The sequence below is a fragment of the Sharpea porci genome (assembly GCF_009695655.1).
Classification (GTDB): Bacteria; Bacillota_I; Bacilli_A; order Erysipelotrichales; family Coprobacillaceae; genus Sharpea; species Sharpea porci.
Genome location: NZ_VUNM01000004.1, coordinates 1 through 16,841 on the forward strand (window position 1 = coordinate 1; position 16,841 = coordinate 16,841).

The following is a 16,841-nucleotide window of genomic DNA, read 5'->3' on the forward strand; positions in this document are numbered from 1 at the left end:
GAAGGAACGGTGATGTTTTTGTATAACTGTCTTGCCATCCACCTGCATAGCAGGTGGTTTATTGTTTCGCGTCCTACGTACGCTCAACTGTCTAAAGACTAGATACAAGCTTCGCTTGTACTACAAAAGAAAAAGTGTGGCATGAGCCACACTTAGAGTCTATTACTTTGGTAATACAACGAAGTAAATAATGAATAATACGACAAGACACCATACGATTGGTGATACTTCTTTAGATTTACCTGTAGCTACTGCAGTAATCGCATAAGTGATAAAGCCAAGAGCTAAACCATTAGAGATTGAGTAGCCAAGAATCATAAAGATAATTGTTACGAAAGCTGATGAAGCAAAGACAATGTTGTTCCATTCTAAGCCTTCTAACTGTTGTGCCATCATGATACCTACTACAACTAATGCTGGAGCAGTGACAGCTGATGTTACAGCTGTTAGTAATGGTGAGAAGAAGGCTGCGAGTAAGAAGAGAACACCTGTAGTAACAGCTGTTAAACCAGTTCTACCACCAACGCCTACACCTGAAGCAGATTCTACGAATGATGTAACTGTTGAAGTACCAACCATTGAACCAAATACTGTACCAATAGAGTCAGCTAATAATGCTTTTTCTACATCTCTTAATTCACCAGTTTCTTTATCCATGATATCAGTCTTACCTGCAACGGCAACTAATGTGCCTGCTGTATCAAAGAAGTCAACGAATAATAATGAGAAGATTGCTAGCCAGCAATTAGGATGAGCAAATAATTCACTAAATCCTGATGCGAAAGCACCAAATAATGAAGTATCAAATTCAATAGAAACAACACCATGAGGTAACTGTGGTAAAGCTTTAGCACCAGTAATACCACCAAAGATCATACCAACGATTGCTGTGACAACTAAGCCCCAGAAGACACCTGCTGGTACATTCTTACCCCAGAAGATTAATGTAACAACAATACCAAATAAGGCAAGTAAGACTTCTGGCTTTGTGAAGTTACCTAAACCTACAAATGTAGCCTGGTTAGCGACAACGATACCAGCATTCTTTAAACCAACAAAGGCAACGAAGAAACCAATACCAGCACCAATAGCTAATTTTAACTGCTGTGGGATGGCATTGATGATAGCTTTACGTACGTTTGTTACAGTGATTAAGATAAAGATTAAACCTGATACAAAGACACAAGCTAAGGCACCCTGATAGCTTAAATGCATCTGACCAACAATCGTATAAGTGAATAATGCATTGACACCCATACCAGCTGATAAAGCAACTGGATAGTTGGCAAGTACACCCATAAGAATAGAAGTTAAACCTGAAGCAATAGCTGTTGCTAAGAAGACACCTTCTTTTGGCATGCCAGCCTGACCAAGAATACTTGGGTTAACGGCTAGGATATAAGCCATTGCCAAAAAGGTAGTGACACCGGCAAGAATTTCAGTCTTGACATTAGTGCCATGTTTCTCTAGATTGAATAACTTTTCGATCAAAATAACTTTCCCCCTATATACTTTTGAAAAACATCTTTATTATATGCAAAAATATAATTTACTGCAATATCAAAAAGAGACGATAAACTCAACATTTTTCAATGTAAGGGGATACATTTATTATTTTATTATCAAACAAGAGATTGCATCCATTATTAATACAATAGTATTACAAATATCATCAAAGCTAATATCTTTAGCATAATCATAGAAATCTCGGTACTTTCGCCATTGATTTTGTAGATTTAAGCTTTTACGTATCTCCATCATTATTTTTGGATATTCATCCAAAATCATTAGACTACCACGTTTTCGCGATGTCCTTATCAATGATTGAGAAAGAACATTTAGGTTCAACTCTACATTATAAAGGTTATAGAGGACATAAATGTCATAGTAGTCTCTTAACCGGGTATTCGCAATATTTCTATATAATACAGTTTCTAACTTTTCTGCCAAAATTGTTTCTAAATTATAAGAAAGAACTTTGATATATCCCTCTTTGAACAGCATTGGAAAGGCGTATTCTATTTCATGCGGAGTAATCATATCACCAGTAGTGATATCAACACTAATAGAAACAGAAATTGGAGAATAATGAGCTTTCAACATAATGCGAACGCCTGGATAGTCATCTTTCTCACGAATATCTAAAATATTCGTGAGTTCAAACTGAATTCCATCATCAATTTGAATTGCACATATGTTTTCAAATATTTTACGTATGTTCTCATGAGTAAGATTAAAGCCTTTTATAGTTGTATCAAGATCCATTGTAGTTCTTGTATCCAAACCAACGATAGCTGACACAAGAAAACCACCTTTTATAATAAAATTATTTTTATATGATGATAGTGAAATACGCTCTAATAATCTTTCAAGCATATAATTTTGCATTACAAGCTGTGCTGATATATTTTTTTCTTTTGCCTTGTTCTTGATCAAAGCTTTTAATTGCATTGCATTTTTCATTTTCATAACAATATCTCCATATAACGTAAAATACGTGATTTCACATGAAGTTGATCAGCATACTGAATGAGTTTATTCATATCTATACGATTTGAAGACGCATAGCGTTTCATTGCATCATTAACGATTTGAATGTCACTTCCCTTTCCGCGAAGTATATCACAAAGCGTTCTTTCAAGATTATAAACATAGATTGGATTTCCTGAGGGAGATTGTATTTCTATAATGCCCATCTCATAGTTCTTTGGTATAACACGTTTAATTGTAATATTTTCTTCTTTTAAAGAGGGAGCATTATATCCTTTTGGAAAAGTCATTGTATAGCTTGCAGGTGTACGATCTGAATACCCTAATAGAAAGAGAGCAGTATCATGTGAATAAATACCACGGCTATATTTTTGTTGTAAGAGATAGAAGTCATCCTCCCAAGCATCACATTTCACATATAATCCACGTCCAAAGCGATATATAACACCTTCATCACATAGTTCTTTTAAGACATTCCTTGATATACCTGCTTTTGTTATTTGTGTAGCTGTAATAGTACCATTCCCAGACATTTCAATCATATTATTGATTCTTTCTTTATTTCTCATAAACATCACCTCTTCTTTACTAACACACATTATATTTTATATAATTAATGTGTTATTGTACATATAAAAATAAAGAAAAAGACGGTTACCCGTCTTAGTCTCTTGTAAGATAATCCCATTCTTCTATTTTCTTTGTCTTGGCGGCAACAACGAAATGATCTCCCTCTTTAACAACATAGTCAGCAGTAAAGTCCATATTCATCTGTTTCGCATCAACACAAGTAATACCAATAATATTCATGCCATAAGCACTACGAATATTCAACATCTTTAAGCTCTTGCCAACCCAGTCTGGCATAACTTTAATTTCTACAATCGAATATTCACTATCAAGCTCTACTAAATCTACAATACTTCGACGTAATAATGACTTAGCGACCTTATAAGCCATATCCTTTTCAACATTGATGACTTTATCAGCCCCAACCTTTTCTAAGATCATCTTCTTACGTTTTGTACGTGCTTTGACAATGACATTCTTGATACCTGCTTCTTTAAGAATCATTGTACATAATACTGACTCTTCGAAGTGCTTACTAATTGCCACAACAGCAGTATCAAAGTCAGCAACTCCTAATTCCAAGAGCTGATCTTTATCTGTGACATCGGCCACAACAGCTCTCGTTACATTATCCGCAATTCTTTCAACACATGCTGGATCAATATCAACAGCTAAGACTTCCACACCATAATCTTCGAGTGTTTCGGCAAGTGTTGACCCAAAGATTCCTAAACCTAGAATAGCGACTTGTTTTGTTTTAGACATAAAACGTCCTCCTAACCAACGATAACATCCTCATCAGGATATTTAATTTCTTTATCAATTTGTGAATGGGCTTTTCTTGTAAATAAGATCATTAAGGAAACAGGACCGATTCTTCCTGTATACATTAATAGAATATCAATAACCTTACCCGCAAATGACAATCCACCTGTTACATCAGCTGAAAGTCCTACAGTACCAAAGGCAGAGAAGACTTCCATGGCAAGATTCAAGCTATTGAATTGTGGGTCAGTAATTGTTAATAAAATAAGGGCTGTAAAACATATTGTCAGCGATATCGCAAAGATGGAAAATGCAGAAAGCATAATTCTTTTCTTAATACGACGATGGAAGATATAGGTTTCTTCACTACCTGTATAAACCGAATGCAGCATTAGGATAACTAAGGCAAATGTCACTGTCTTAATACCACCGGCAGTTGATGCTGGTGAACCACCAATAAACATCAAGATACACATAATAATCTTTGTAGCTGGTCTTAATTCTACCATTGGTACACTGGAGAAACCAGCTGTACGGGTTGTCGTTGACTGGAAGAAACTAGCGGCAAGCTTCTGGCCAAAGGTCATTCTTCCAATCGTAGCCATATTGTTGTATTCGATAGCTAAGAAGAGAATTGTTCCACTGATTAAGAGGACGAATGTCGTTACTAAGACAAGCTTGGAATGTAAGTGTAACTGACGGGCAAAACGATGCAACGAGAATCTGGATTTATGATGTTTTTCTTTCCTGAATGTATCATAGATATCAAGAACAACTCTAAAACCAATACCCCCTGTAATAATCAATAATGGAATCACAAAGTTAATGACGGGATTGACATTATATTTGATTAAGCTTGTACTGCCAAGTAAATCAAAGCCAGCATTACAGAATCCTGAAATCGCATGCCATAAACCAAAATATATACCTCTTACAATGCCATATCTTGGGACAAAGACAGTACTCAAAATAATGGCCCCAGTGATTTCCATTAAGAAAGTATAAAAGAAAATGGTCTTCAGTAATCTTGGGAGTGTTTTCGCATTATCAGCATTGAGTGCTTCAGAGAAAACCATTTTGGTCTTCATGCGCATCTTACTGCCCATCTGATAGAGTACAAGATAAATAAATGTAATCAGTCCAAGTCCACCAATCTGTATTAAGATGGCCATGACAATCTCCCCAAAGAGATTATATTGTGCCCCAACATCAAAAGGTGTCAACCCCGTCACACAGACACAACTTACTGCAATATACAGATTATCAATATAAGGACGAACAGCTAAAGTATTCGCAAAAGGCATTGATAACAGTATGGACCCGACAAATATCACAGCCGCAAAAGATAAAGCTATTTTCTTCGTTCCTGAAAAAGGGACTTTTTTCTTTTTACGACGTTTTTCTACAACTGCTTCCATAAACTATTCCTCATAATAACAAAAAGGAAGGTCACTTCCCTTCAACACCACGATTATATGCCTTTTTATATAGGCTTGCAACCCTCTTTATGATTCAAAGATTTTTGATTTGTGCTATGATAGAGAAAAGGAAGGTGGATTAAATGAAACGTGAAGATTGTATACGACATGGTATTAACTATGATGATGGTGTACATCGTGTAGTAGACAACGAAGAACTCTATCAACATTTTCTTAAAGAATTTCCTAAAGACCCTAGTTATTATGAACTTGTCAATGCTTTGGCTTCCAAGAAAGCCGAAGAAGCTTTTCAAGCTGCTCATAAGCTAAAGGGTGTTGCTGCCAACCTCTCTCTTGATGCCATCTATCGACCAGTATGCATCCTTGTCGAAGAATTAAGACGCCATGATCTTTCCCAAGTTGATCAGAGCTTTCCACCTGTTAAAAAAGCCTACGCTGAGATCGTAGACTTCATTACCCATTCTTCTTAGAAGTCTCTTGAGACTTCTTTTCTTTTAACTTCTTTTGTAGGCCCTTCTTGCTGCACTCATAAGCAATGACAACAAGAGCACCACCTAAGTCAAGTGCCAAGTCCTTCATTGTATCCGTTAAGGCTGCATGTCCGACAAGTGGCACATCGTTCTTCGTAATGATGGTCCCTCTAGTGGAAGCCATATATTGCTGGTTATTAGTCTTGAAGAGATCATCCGTTGTATATTCACATAGCTCCCAGAATGCTCCTGCAGCTAGTGAGAATGATGCTACAAAGATATAAATCAAGACAGTATCAAGTAATTGATGTCTTTCATGTCTTCCTATAAGCATCTGTATCATCCACATTGCAATAAATGACAAAATAACACCGGAAGCAAAATGCAATAAGCTATCCCACCAGTGAATACGCCCATAGAAATTCAAACCATCACCAAGCACCAAACCTAAGAAGGCAAATATTGTCACAACAATATAGACTTCAACAGGTACTTCAAGATGGTATTTCTTCAGTAATTTTGGTGAATTCAATATTAAGAAGAACGCAACATATTGTATTAATGAAAAGACTTGTCGATTAAATTGTTTAGAATCATGAATAAAGAATAGCTGTATACAAGTAATTACAGTGAGAATAAAGACAATAATTGTAAAGAATCGTTTGACTTTAGCGCCCCGTGAATAAGCTTGATCAAACGCATCATCTTGCTTTTTTGCCATAAGGCCACCTCCCTATAGCTAAGATTATAACATAAAAAAAGACAATGACATTAAAGTCACTGCCTTATTCTCATTAAATCAACCCAATCATTGGGAAGAAGAAGCAGATAAGTCCGCCAATAACTGCAAAGAGTACAGTATATTTAACGACATTTGAAAGAATCTTGCTTTCTGCACCGCTTAAACCTACAGCTGCTGTACCGATTGCGATAGACTGAGGACAGATCATCTTACCAAGACCAGCGCCCATTAAGTTACCAGCTGCCAACCATGTTTGATTTGCGCCAATAGCTTTGGCTGTATGTACCTGTAATGCCCCAAATAATGCAGTTGTAGAAGTACCAGAACCAGTTACAAAGCCCCCAATTGTACCAATTAATGGAGAGATTAATGGGAAGTATACACCAGTTACAGCTACTAGAACCTTCGCAATATCCGTAATCATACCACTATAACCCATAATCTTTGCAACCGCTAATACTGAACAGATAGTAATAATAGTCTTCACATTAGTCTTTACAGTATGACCAAGGACTTCCATCATTGTACCAAAGCTAGCACCCTGAATAGACCCGCCAATTAAGCCAGCCAACAAGATTAATACACCAGGTGTATTGATCCAGAAGAATGTAAGTGTAGCCGGATTCTTACCAGCATAGAACTGAATAGGACTGTTGATAGAAGCTAGTGGATCATGAATGAATGGCACAATCTTAGATGTACCAAGTAAGAAGATAAAGACAAAGATGAAAGGAGACCAGCTCTTGAAAGCTTCACCAAAAGTTAAGCCTTCCATACCATTACCAGCATCTTCAACCTGGAATTCTTCAACCTTCTTCATTGGTAACTTAAAGGCACAAAGAATCATAATCAACATAGAAACAATGGCACCAATAATATCAGCTAAGTCTGGGCCAATGAATTTTGCAGTAATGAATTCAGGAATAATAAAAGCTAAATCAGCAATAATAGTAAATGGAATAAGTCCTTTAAATGCCTTAGTCCCTTTACCAATAATCATCAAGGCAATAAATGGAATAATAAATTGTACAACAATCTGAATAAGTGCTGTATCACCAGCAATCTGTTGAACATTTAAACCAGTGATATTTGCCATCGTATTAACTGGGACACCAACAGAACCAAAAGCAGTAGGTGTTGAGTTAATAACTAAGCAAGAAATAACAGCTAAGAGTGGATTAAAGCCAAGACCTACAAGAATACCAGCAGGAATAGCGACAGCTGTACCAAAGCCAGCCATACCTTCCATGAAGTTACCAAAACCAAAAGCAATTAAAAGCATTAAGACACGCTTATCAGTAGAAACTGAAGCAAGCATAGCTTTAATCTTTTCCATTGCACCTGTTTCAACAGTAAGATTATATACGAATAATGCTGCTAAAATGACAATGATAATAGGCCATAAGGCATTAGCGATCCCTTCTGCTGCAGCAGTTGCCGCAAAGACAAAAGGCATTTTCCAGAATGCCATAGCTTCCACAAAAGTTACAACAAGTGCAATCAAACAAGCCTTCCAGCCTGCCATCTTTAAGACACTCATCGCAACGATTAACCAAATAATTGGTGCTAAGGCAAGAATGAACATTAAAAATGAATTCATAAATTTTCCCCTTTTTATCGTGTTTTACGTACGCATTGTAATACGATGTTCTTTATAAATAAAGCATCTTTTTTGAAAAAAACACAAAAAGGCCTAAAGTAATCGCTAACAATCTTTCATTCTCCCCTTAAATACTAAAAAGAGAGCTCGCAAGCTCTCTAATTACTATTCAATAAGTCGGATAGTGATGTATCTTTCATGATCGTATTAGCACTGTAGAGGAAGAGATATTGGTTAATATCATAATTCTCTATAAGCTTATTGATATCATCATTGTAATATCTTGGATCAACCATAATAATACGTTGATAATATGGATAAAGGAAAGGTACAAAGCTATTCGCATAAGAATCTTTAAAGATTAAGAGGTTCTTATGATTGTTGTTGGTTGTATTGATTTCAACAACAGGATGATTACCACCCTGGAAAAGTGTGTACTGGTCTTTTGTTTTGAGTTGTTGAATCTCATAGAGTGATGTTGTCTTTTTGTTTTCAGCAACATAGTTCACATAGTATTTCACTTTTGTAGAAGGTTCATAGACATAGATTTCATCACTATGCGTATGGTCCCCACTTTCACTTGCCAGCGTACCTTCAAAGCTATCTGTCACCAAGTACTTTTTGTATTTGGTTATTGGTTTCTCAATACCAAGCTGGTGAGCAACACTTTGGAATTCACGATAAGCCCCATATGTCGTCCAGTGATGATCAGTCTTATAATAGAGATAATCATGCTTATATTTCATTAATCCCTTTGCGCTATCAATCACTTGTACTTTTTGAAGCTGTTTAGTGAAGTTATTGATATCTTTTATGCCATCACGCATAGGGGCACCAAATGGCAGGAGGGCGGGGTTGATGGTTGCTGATGATGGAATGATCATCATAGAGATATTATCATGGGATGAGCTAAATGTATTAATAGCTTTTATCGAGTTGTTGAGAGCCTTTGTGTTAGGTATTTCATTCTTGGCAAGCAAATAGCCTTTATGTCCTAAATAGACACCTGCTGATTCACGTTTGCCTTCCATCTTATCCACTCTTACTTTTAATTTCATGAACTGATCACGCAATAAGAACTGGTCACTTAAGTAGTCATCAAGCTGGGAGAAGAAATGCCCATTGATGATTGATGTCGTTGTGAGTTGGGGAAACTGCGTCAGTGTTCTATTCTCCTGTTCGGACATCTTTTTATCTGGCATGATTAAGCTTGCGATTAAAAAGAAGACGAGGATTATATAGAAGATGGTGATGAGAATTCTTTGATATCTTTTTAACATAACAATACCACCTTAGAATGCAAAGTATAGGAATGATGAATATGTAGAGCCAATCATATAAGCAATACATACAATAAAGAGAATAATTTGAAGAATGAGATTGACAATATTTCTCTTCTTATTCAACATAAAGATTTTCTGATAGCTTCTTTGAACAATAGGCATACAACACATAATAGCGACAATCACAATCAAGCCATTACCAAGTAAATAATAAATTGTCTGACTTGAAATAAAGCCACCTGTATGCACACCAATCAAACGTCCTAATAAAGCGAAGGCATCAGGAAGTGTTGGTGAGAAGAAGAAAACCCATCCAATAAAAACAATAACATCAGTAATAAAGACTTGTAATCCTGGCTTGATTTTTTCATGAAGGTGCTTAAAGAAATATTTTTCCCCAATCACAAAGAAACCATGATAAAGTCCCCAGATGACAAAGCCAAATGTATTACCATGCCATATCCCCGTTAATAGCCATACAACAATTAAGTTCAGAATATGTCTTCTTGTATCCACACGGTTTCCACCTAATGGAATATAGACATAATCTCTAAACCAAGCTCCTAGGCTGATATGCCATCTACGCCAGAATTCACTAATACTATGACTTGTATATGGTTCATCGAAGTTCTTGCCAAAATGGAAACCAAAGATACTTGAAAGACCTATCGCCATATCAGAGTAACCAGAAAAATCAAAGTAGAGCTGTAAGCCATAACTGATAACTGTTAAATAACTACCAATAACTGTATTAGTTTGATGGAAAGCACTATAAGCCATACCTAACTGATCAGCTAAAAGAACTTTCTTAAATAAACCAAGCATGAAAAGCTGTGTTCCTTCAACAACACCCTTTCTTGTCACAATACGATGAACAAGCTGGTTCTTAAAGTCATGAAACTGGATAATTGGACCAGAAATGACTTTTGGAAAGAAGCTTACATAAAGCAAATAATCTAAGATATTTCTTTCTGCATGACATTTGCCATAATAAACATCAAAAATGTATGAAAGTACTGAGAATGTATAGAAGGAAATACCTAAAGGCATACTCAGTAAGCCTGTATATTTGAAGAATGCCAATAAAGCAACATGAACAACAATTGCAGTAATGAAAACTATTTTATTTTCCTTCTCTTTGTTTTCTTGTTTAAGAATATCTATTTCTAATGCTGTTAAATAGCTAAATAAGGCACTAAAAAGAATAAAGATGAGATTTTTTGTATCTCCCCAACAATAGAAAACAAAGGATACAACCAATAATGTATAAGAACGATATTTCTTAGGTGTTAAAAAGAAGAGAAGAAGGGTAATAGGAAAGAAGAAAAAGAGGAATGTAATTGTATTAAATGCCATAATCTTTCCTCCTTTTATAATGCCTTCTTGAACGCATCATCAATTGAAGATGCCTGTGGATCAACAACATATAATATATAGTTAGGTTGTACATCAATAATACTCTTATTCAACAAATCTGTTTGTGTTGCTCCATATCCCTTAAAAGTATTTAACTGACTCTTCTTTCTTGCTTCAATCGCATTTTTGACATCATTCGCCTGGCTCTTATCCTTAAGCTTTATAACCAAGATCTCTTCCGCATTCATTGTACTACTTGGCTGATAAAGCAAAACACCTTCATAATCAGCAGGATTCAGCTTATAAAGTCTTTTAATAGCCTGATTATTTCCTAACTGTGTATTCTTATTTTGATATTTCGCAATCACTTTCGACATCTGATCAAAACTTGTTTGACTCACTGTAGCACCCTTTACACTCATGCCAATATAAACCACAATCAAAATAACGAATAGTATTCTTAAAGTTCTTGTAATCTTGATACCCATCACTTATCCTCCATAGACACTACTTAACAGGCGATAAGCCCAATATTTATAAAAACTGCTCTTGAAATGAATACCATCCTGCTCATATTCATCAGGATGTTGTTTCGCAAGCGCATCAAGATCCACATACTTATAACCATTCTTCTTGCACATTGCCTTAAGCTTTGCATTATAAGATGGAATATTCTTATAATTAGCCTGTTTATTAATAGCCTTGTCATTAACAGGAATGATTGAATTCACATAGATGGTTGCATCAGGTGCGACTTTCTTAATCTTTTCACAATAGGACTGATAGACTTCAATGTATTTATCCTGATTATAATATGCAGGAATACTTAAGTCATTCACACCATAACTGATAAAGACATACTTAGGACTGATATTCTTGATTGTACCTAAATAATCATCAACCTTTGTAATACGTGTGCCCTTTTTCGCAAGAACATTGGTTTCTGGCAAGAACTGTTTAAAACTCTCCACCCTACTATCCCCAATCAACACATAGTTCTTAAAAGCACCCCAAAGCTTATCTTTATTCTTTTCATAATCCTTTAGAGCCTGTTTACCAAGTGCTAATTCATCACTTTCATTTTGTTTATCAATGGTATTCTTAATGTTTGATAACGATTGATCATCAAGCTGTTTTAAATAAGCACGTCCCCTGCTTATTTCCTGTTGGAGCTTATAGTATTGTACTCCTTTATAAGTGATTAAACCAACAAGAAGTAAAGCAATCACAGCTAATATGATCTTTGTTTGTTTTGTCAGTTTTACTTTCTTCATTTTCATCATTTTTCCTTTTTATTGCCATTATACACTGAAAATACAAAAAGAGACACAAAAGTGTCTCATATGCAAATAGATTTTCCACGCAATAATATGATCATTATAAAATAATATTTCCAATGAATACAAAAATTTGCTGCTTTCCCAAATAGCAATCTATCCGCATGTCTATAATACCATACTCTTGTTGAAAATAAAATTCATATTCATCAAAACCACAACAAATAGTAACCACTTACAACAATTATCTTATTTTAAAAAAAGACAATGATGACATGAGCCATCATTGTCTGGAAAATTGATTATTCTTGTACGATATATACGAACTTAGTTGTATAGTTAGCATCTTTGTTTGTAGCAGTATAAGTATATTCATCTGCATACTTTGTTAACTGTTTAGCTGTATCACTATCACCATTTAATGTATCAGCAAGTTCAGTTAACTTATCAATACCAGTTGTCTTATATTCAGACATACCGCTAGCTAACTTATCAGCACCAGTTGATAACTGCGCACTACCATTGACAATCTGAGTGAATGCACTTGTTAACTGAGAAACACCACCAGCTAATTTATCAACGCCTTCAGTATATTCCTTAGTACCAGCATTTAACTTAGAAGAACCACTAGCGAGTTGCTTTAAAGCATCCTTTAATGAAATTTGACCATTTGATGATTGAGTAAAGGCCTTTGCACCTTCTGCTATTTGATGAGCGCCATCTTTTAAGCCATTTTTCTCATCAATACCATTTAGCAATTGATCAAATCCACCATTTAGCGTTTGAATAGCAACTGCAGCATTTTGATTAGCTTCCTTCAAGCCAGCATTAATTTTATCATAGACATGATACTGTTTCATTATTCGAACAGTAGTTGAAACACTTGGATCAGTTGAATTCGGATTTTCATAAGCTTTTTCTACTAAAGAGACCAAATCATCCTTATGTTTATTAAGCAAGAAATCTAGATCTTCTTGAGCTGTATTGCTTCCTTCTGTTGAATTATTTGAAGATAATCCACTAGCGATTTGAAGAGCAGCTTCTTTATCTTGTTCAGCGTTGTTATAATCATAGCCTTTTGGCAATTGATTCTTTGTTTTATCTATAGTATTCTGTAAGTCATCATATTGAGTTTGAACTTTTACTAACTGTGTATACGCTTCTACTAACTGATCCAGCGTAGCGGATTTAGCATTTTTACTTGGAATTGGTGTTGAATTATCTTCATCAGTATTTGTATTTGCTAAAACTTTTAGTCTTGTTTCTGTATTTTGCACAAGTTTATCCAATTCCTGTTTATTCTCTACCTTAGCACCATTTAATATTTGATTTTGTAAATATATTGAAGTATTTATTGATATTGCTGCACTTCCCTCAATAGCAGCTTTTTTTGTTAAATCATTAAGCTCAGTTACTTTATTAACTAAGTCTTGTTTCTGAGTAGAGACAGATTTATATAACATTTCACCAGCTATAGCCTGCATGGTAAAAGCTGCCTGTTTATAAGCATTGCTTTTTACCATTTTACGAACTTCTTTTTTTAATGAATCATTCGATTGATTCTTAAAATCAACAACCCCATTCCGAAGTTGATCTACGCCAGCATCTAAATCAGAAGACCCTTTAACAAGCTGATCTAACTTACCACTATCAAGAAGGCTTGATTTAGCTTGACCTAAACCACTTGCTAGCTGGCTAGCACCATCTCTTAAGCTCTTAGAGTTCTTTGTAAGAAGACCAGCACCTGAATTAGCAGTCACTAAGCCAGAATTGAATGTCTTTGTACCATCACTTAATGTCTTAGCGCCCTTAGATAAGTCTGATGTACCAGTAACTAACTGGTTTGTGGCATCTTTAAGTTTGTTGAGGTCATCAAATGAGCCATCAATCTTATCAAACATACCATTAATATCATCAGCTGTTGCTAGTTTAGGAGTTGCAACAGAATAGAATGATTTAATATCTAAGTCTGTAGTATCAAATTCAATCTTGATTTCATCAAAACTCTTTAACTGATCTAAGTTTAATGATTCATATAGACCAGGAGCAGCAATACCAACAATAATATTATTTTCACCATTATTGACAACTTTACCATTGTTGATTGTGACATTCTTGTTGTTATCTGAATTAAGAGTTGTAGCTAAGGCAATAGTAAATGGTGTATAGAGTGTTTTACCATTATAGTCATGTTTATCATTGTTTGTATATTTGAATGAGATTTCTACATGACCCTTCTTGCCTGAAGCATCTTTCGGACTAATTTCCTGTCCATCGAGTTTATATGATGTTTCTACTGTAATAGGTAACTGTTTTGTTGTTTTACCTTGATAGAAGATATCATCACCTTTACTCTTCCAAGTTAAGTCATTACCATCTTTCTTATACTTTTCATCACCAGAAATATTCTTGATATTAGATAAGTCAGAATGATCTTTAATTTCTTCTTTCTTAGAACTCTTTAATTGTTCTGAAACAACCTGATAAGTGACATTGCCATCACCATCTACTTTAGTATATACAGTTTCATCTTTATCATAAGCTGCTACTGGTACAACATTCATCATTGTTGCTGCAACAGTAAGGGGAATAGCTTTCTTTAAAACATTTTTCTTCATCCTACTTAGCCTCCTTTAAGCCTTTAAATCCAAATGAAGTATGAATAATAATCTTATCAAATAATAAGAGTAATGCAGGAACTACAAAGATAACAGTTGCCATAGAGATCAATGCACCACGTGAAAGCATGATACAAATAGCTGAAATCATATCCATATCAGAATAGAAACCAACACCAATTGTTGCGGCAAAGAAACATAAGGCTGATACGAAGATTGAACTTACGGAAGCCGTCATCGCCGTTCTTACCGCCTGGAACTTATCTTCACCTGATTTTCTGACTTCAAGATACTTTGTACTCATTAATACGGCATAGTCGATTGTAGCACCTAACTGAATAGTACCAATGACAATACCAGCTACGAATGGAATCTGATCACCCATATAGAATGGTACAGCTGTATTACAGAAGATTGCAAATTCAATCGCAATAACAAGAATAACTGGTAAAGAGAAACTCTTTAATACCAATGCCAAGATTACAAATACTGCAATAATAGAAGCCGTATTAACATTCTTAAAGTCCACATCGGCAATACTTACCATATCTCTCATCAGTGGTCCTTCACCAGCAACAATAGCCTTTTTATCATAGCTCTTAGCAATCTTATTAACTGTTTTGATCTGATTATTTAATTCATCAGTCGCAACACCATATTTAGAAGAAATAAGAATAATCTGATGCTTACCATCATCAATCATATCTCTAAGATCATCTGATAAGACATCTTCACTAATACCAGCACTTGATAACTTAGCATAGCTCATTGTTGTATCAATGCCCTTAACCTTCTCAATTTCCTTCACCATCTTATTTGTCTTTGAAGGACGTAAGTCACTATCAACAAGAATGAAATATGGTGAAACAATATCAAACTTATTCTTTAATTCATCATTAGCCTGAACACCAGGAAGTCTCTTAGGCAATCCGGCAGTTAAGTTATAGTAGCTTTGTGTTCTGCTTTGTCCATAATAAGCTGGAATCATACATACTAAGAATACCACAAAGATAATCTTATAATACTTCATGACAAAGTTCTTAACACCCTTGAAGTTAGGTAAGATATTCTTGTGTGAAGTCTTTTCAATAATAGGATCACAAACAAGCACTAACGCAGGGAATAATGTAACAACAGTAATAACCCCAAAGACAACACCCTTAGCCATAACAATACCAATATCCGCACCAAGCTTTAATGTCATTGTGCAAAGAGCTAAGAAACCAGCAATAGTTGTTGTTGAAGAACCAATAACCGAAATCATTGTTTCAGCAATTGCTTCTTCCATAGCTTCCTTCTTATCTTCTTTCTGTGTCTTCCAATATTCATACTTATGATATAAGAAGATGGAGAAGTCAGTTGTAACACCTAACTGAAGGACTGCGGCGATTGCTTGTGTAATATAGGAAATCTGACCTAAGAAATAGTTAGAACCCATATTAAAGAGAATTGCTACACCAATATTACCTAATAATAATACTGGTACAAAGAATGAATCCAAGGCAATCTGTAACACAATCATACAGAGAATAACCGCTATAATGACATAAGCGATAACTTCACTCTGTGCCATCTGGGCTGTATCAAGTGTTGTTGCTGACATACCTGATACTTTGATATTCTTTTTCAAATCACGTATTTTCTGTACAGCTTCAAGTGTTTTATCATCAGATGTAGAATTCTTGAATGTCACAACAATCAAATTACTATCATCCTTCTTTACTTTAGAAGCAATATTATCTGGTAACATTTCTATTGGAATAGAGTAACCAATAATATCATAAACAGACCCAACACGGTTAACAGTGTCAACCTTCTTAATTTCTTTTTCTAGTTGTAAAATCTGCTTAGCATTCATATTTTCCGTAATAACAACGGAGAATGCCCCTTGTTTAAAATCATCTGTCAGGATATTTTCACCCTTCATTGTTTCAACATCCTTAGGCAGATATGTAATAAGGTCATAGTTGATCTTCGTATTGAAATAACCAAATACTGATGGTATCAGCAGCAATAAGCTCGCTACGATGATCACCCATCTGCCTTTCGTTATAGCATGGCAGAATCGCTTCATATTTATTCCTCCCTACCAAAATGACTGATAGTCACCTTTTATTTACATGGCTATACTATACCAAAACTGACTTATAGTCAATTATTTTTATAATAAAATTGACTTTGGTCATTTTTTGGCATATCATACTTGTGAAATGAGAAAAAAGGAGGTGTGC

14 protein-coding genes are annotated in these 16,841 nt (G+C 35.1%); 1 reads left to right on the forward strand and 13 read right to left on the reverse strand.

Translation table 11 applies throughout. From position 1 onward, the window contains the following. Window positions 1–162: 162 nt before the first annotated feature. From FYJ79_RS03075 to FYJ79_RS03095, 5 genes are all read right to left on the reverse strand, one after another. Window positions 163–1,491, reverse strand: coding sequence for an NCS2 family permease (locus tag FYJ79_RS03075; protein ID WP_154514502.1), 1,329 nt, complete (start codon window positions 1,489–1,491; stop codon window positions 163–165). 120 nt (window positions 1,492–1,611) lie between these two features. After that, entirely contained in the window at window positions 1,612–2,469 is an 858-nt protein-coding gene (locus FYJ79_RS03080) for a nucleotidyl transferase AbiEii/AbiGii toxin family protein (RefSeq protein ID WP_154514503.1), read from the reverse strand. Then, a complete protein-coding gene (locus FYJ79_RS03085) occupies window positions 2,466–3,059 on the reverse strand; it encodes a type IV toxin-antitoxin system AbiEi family antitoxin domain-containing protein (RefSeq protein WP_154514504.1) in 594 nt (197 codons plus the stop codon). The genes FYJ79_RS03080 and FYJ79_RS03085 overlap by 4 nt, the downstream gene beginning before the upstream one ends. Window positions 3,060–3,153: 94 nt before the next feature. Beyond that, entirely contained in the window at window positions 3,154–3,825 is a 672-nt protein-coding gene (locus FYJ79_RS03090) for a potassium channel family protein (RefSeq protein WP_154514505.1), read from the reverse strand. Between the two features lie 11 nt (window positions 3,826–3,836). Next, complete coding sequence (locus tag FYJ79_RS03095; RefSeq protein WP_154514506.1) at window positions 3,837–5,243, reverse strand: TrkH family potassium uptake protein; 1,407 nt, start codon at window positions 5,241–5,243, stop codon at window positions 3,837–3,839. 143 nt (window positions 5,244–5,386) lie between these two features. Between FYJ79_RS03095 and FYJ79_RS03100 the strand changes: the two genes are divergently transcribed. Further along, window positions 5,387–5,734 carry an Hpt domain-containing protein gene (locus tag FYJ79_RS03100; RefSeq protein WP_154514507.1) on the forward strand — a complete coding sequence of 116 codons (348 nt, stop codon included), beginning with the start codon at window positions 5,387–5,389 and terminating at the stop codon, window positions 5,732–5,734. Here FYJ79_RS03100 and FYJ79_RS03105 read toward each other — a convergent pair. From FYJ79_RS03105 to FYJ79_RS03140, 8 genes are all read right to left on the reverse strand, one after another. Beyond that, the gene (locus tag FYJ79_RS03105; protein ID WP_154514508.1) at window positions 5,718–6,455 is read right to left on the reverse strand and encodes a hypothetical protein; all 738 of its coding nucleotides are present in this window, start codon (window positions 6,453–6,455) and stop codon (window positions 5,718–5,720) included. The two genes, FYJ79_RS03100 and FYJ79_RS03105, sit on opposite strands and share 17 nt — an antisense overlap. 73 nt (window positions 6,456–6,528) lie before the next feature. Beyond that, complete coding sequence (locus tag FYJ79_RS03110; RefSeq protein ID WP_154514509.1) at window positions 6,529–8,076, reverse strand: L-lactate permease; 1,548 nt, start codon at window positions 8,074–8,076, stop codon at window positions 6,529–6,531. A gap of 158 nt (window positions 8,077–8,234) precedes the next feature. After that, window positions 8,235–9,356: a DHHW family protein gene (locus FYJ79_RS03115; protein ID WP_154514510.1), complete on the reverse strand. Its 1,122-nt coding sequence runs from the start codon at window positions 9,354–9,356 to the stop codon at window positions 8,235–8,237. A gap of 12 nt (window positions 9,357–9,368) precedes the next feature. Beyond that, the gene (locus FYJ79_RS03120; RefSeq protein WP_154514511.1) at window positions 9,369–10,715 is read right to left on the reverse strand and encodes an MBOAT family O-acyltransferase; all 1,347 of its coding nucleotides are present in this window, start codon (window positions 10,713–10,715) and stop codon (window positions 9,369–9,371) included. Between the two features lie 14 nt (window positions 10,716–10,729). Continuing rightward, a complete protein-coding gene (locus tag FYJ79_RS03125; protein ID WP_154514512.1) occupies window positions 10,730–11,203 on the reverse strand; it encodes a DUF4358 domain-containing protein in 474 nt (157 codons plus the stop codon). Window positions 11,204–11,206: 3 nt separating this feature from the next. Then, window positions 11,207–11,989: a GDSL-type esterase/lipase family protein gene (locus FYJ79_RS03130; protein WP_195837000.1), complete on the reverse strand. Its 783-nt coding sequence runs from the start codon at window positions 11,987–11,989 to the stop codon at window positions 11,207–11,209. Between the two features lie 305 nt (window positions 11,990–12,294). Continuing rightward, on the reverse strand, window positions 12,295–14,610 hold the full coding sequence (locus FYJ79_RS03135; RefSeq protein WP_154514514.1) for a hypothetical protein: 2,316 nt from the start codon (window positions 14,608–14,610) through the stop codon (window positions 12,295–12,297). Window position 14,611: 1 nt separating this feature from the next. Further along, window positions 14,612–16,684: an efflux RND transporter permease subunit gene (locus tag FYJ79_RS03140; RefSeq protein ID WP_154514515.1), complete on the reverse strand. Its 2,073-nt coding sequence runs from the start codon at window positions 16,682–16,684 to the stop codon at window positions 14,612–14,614. Between the last annotated feature and the right edge of the window lie 157 nt (window positions 16,685–16,841).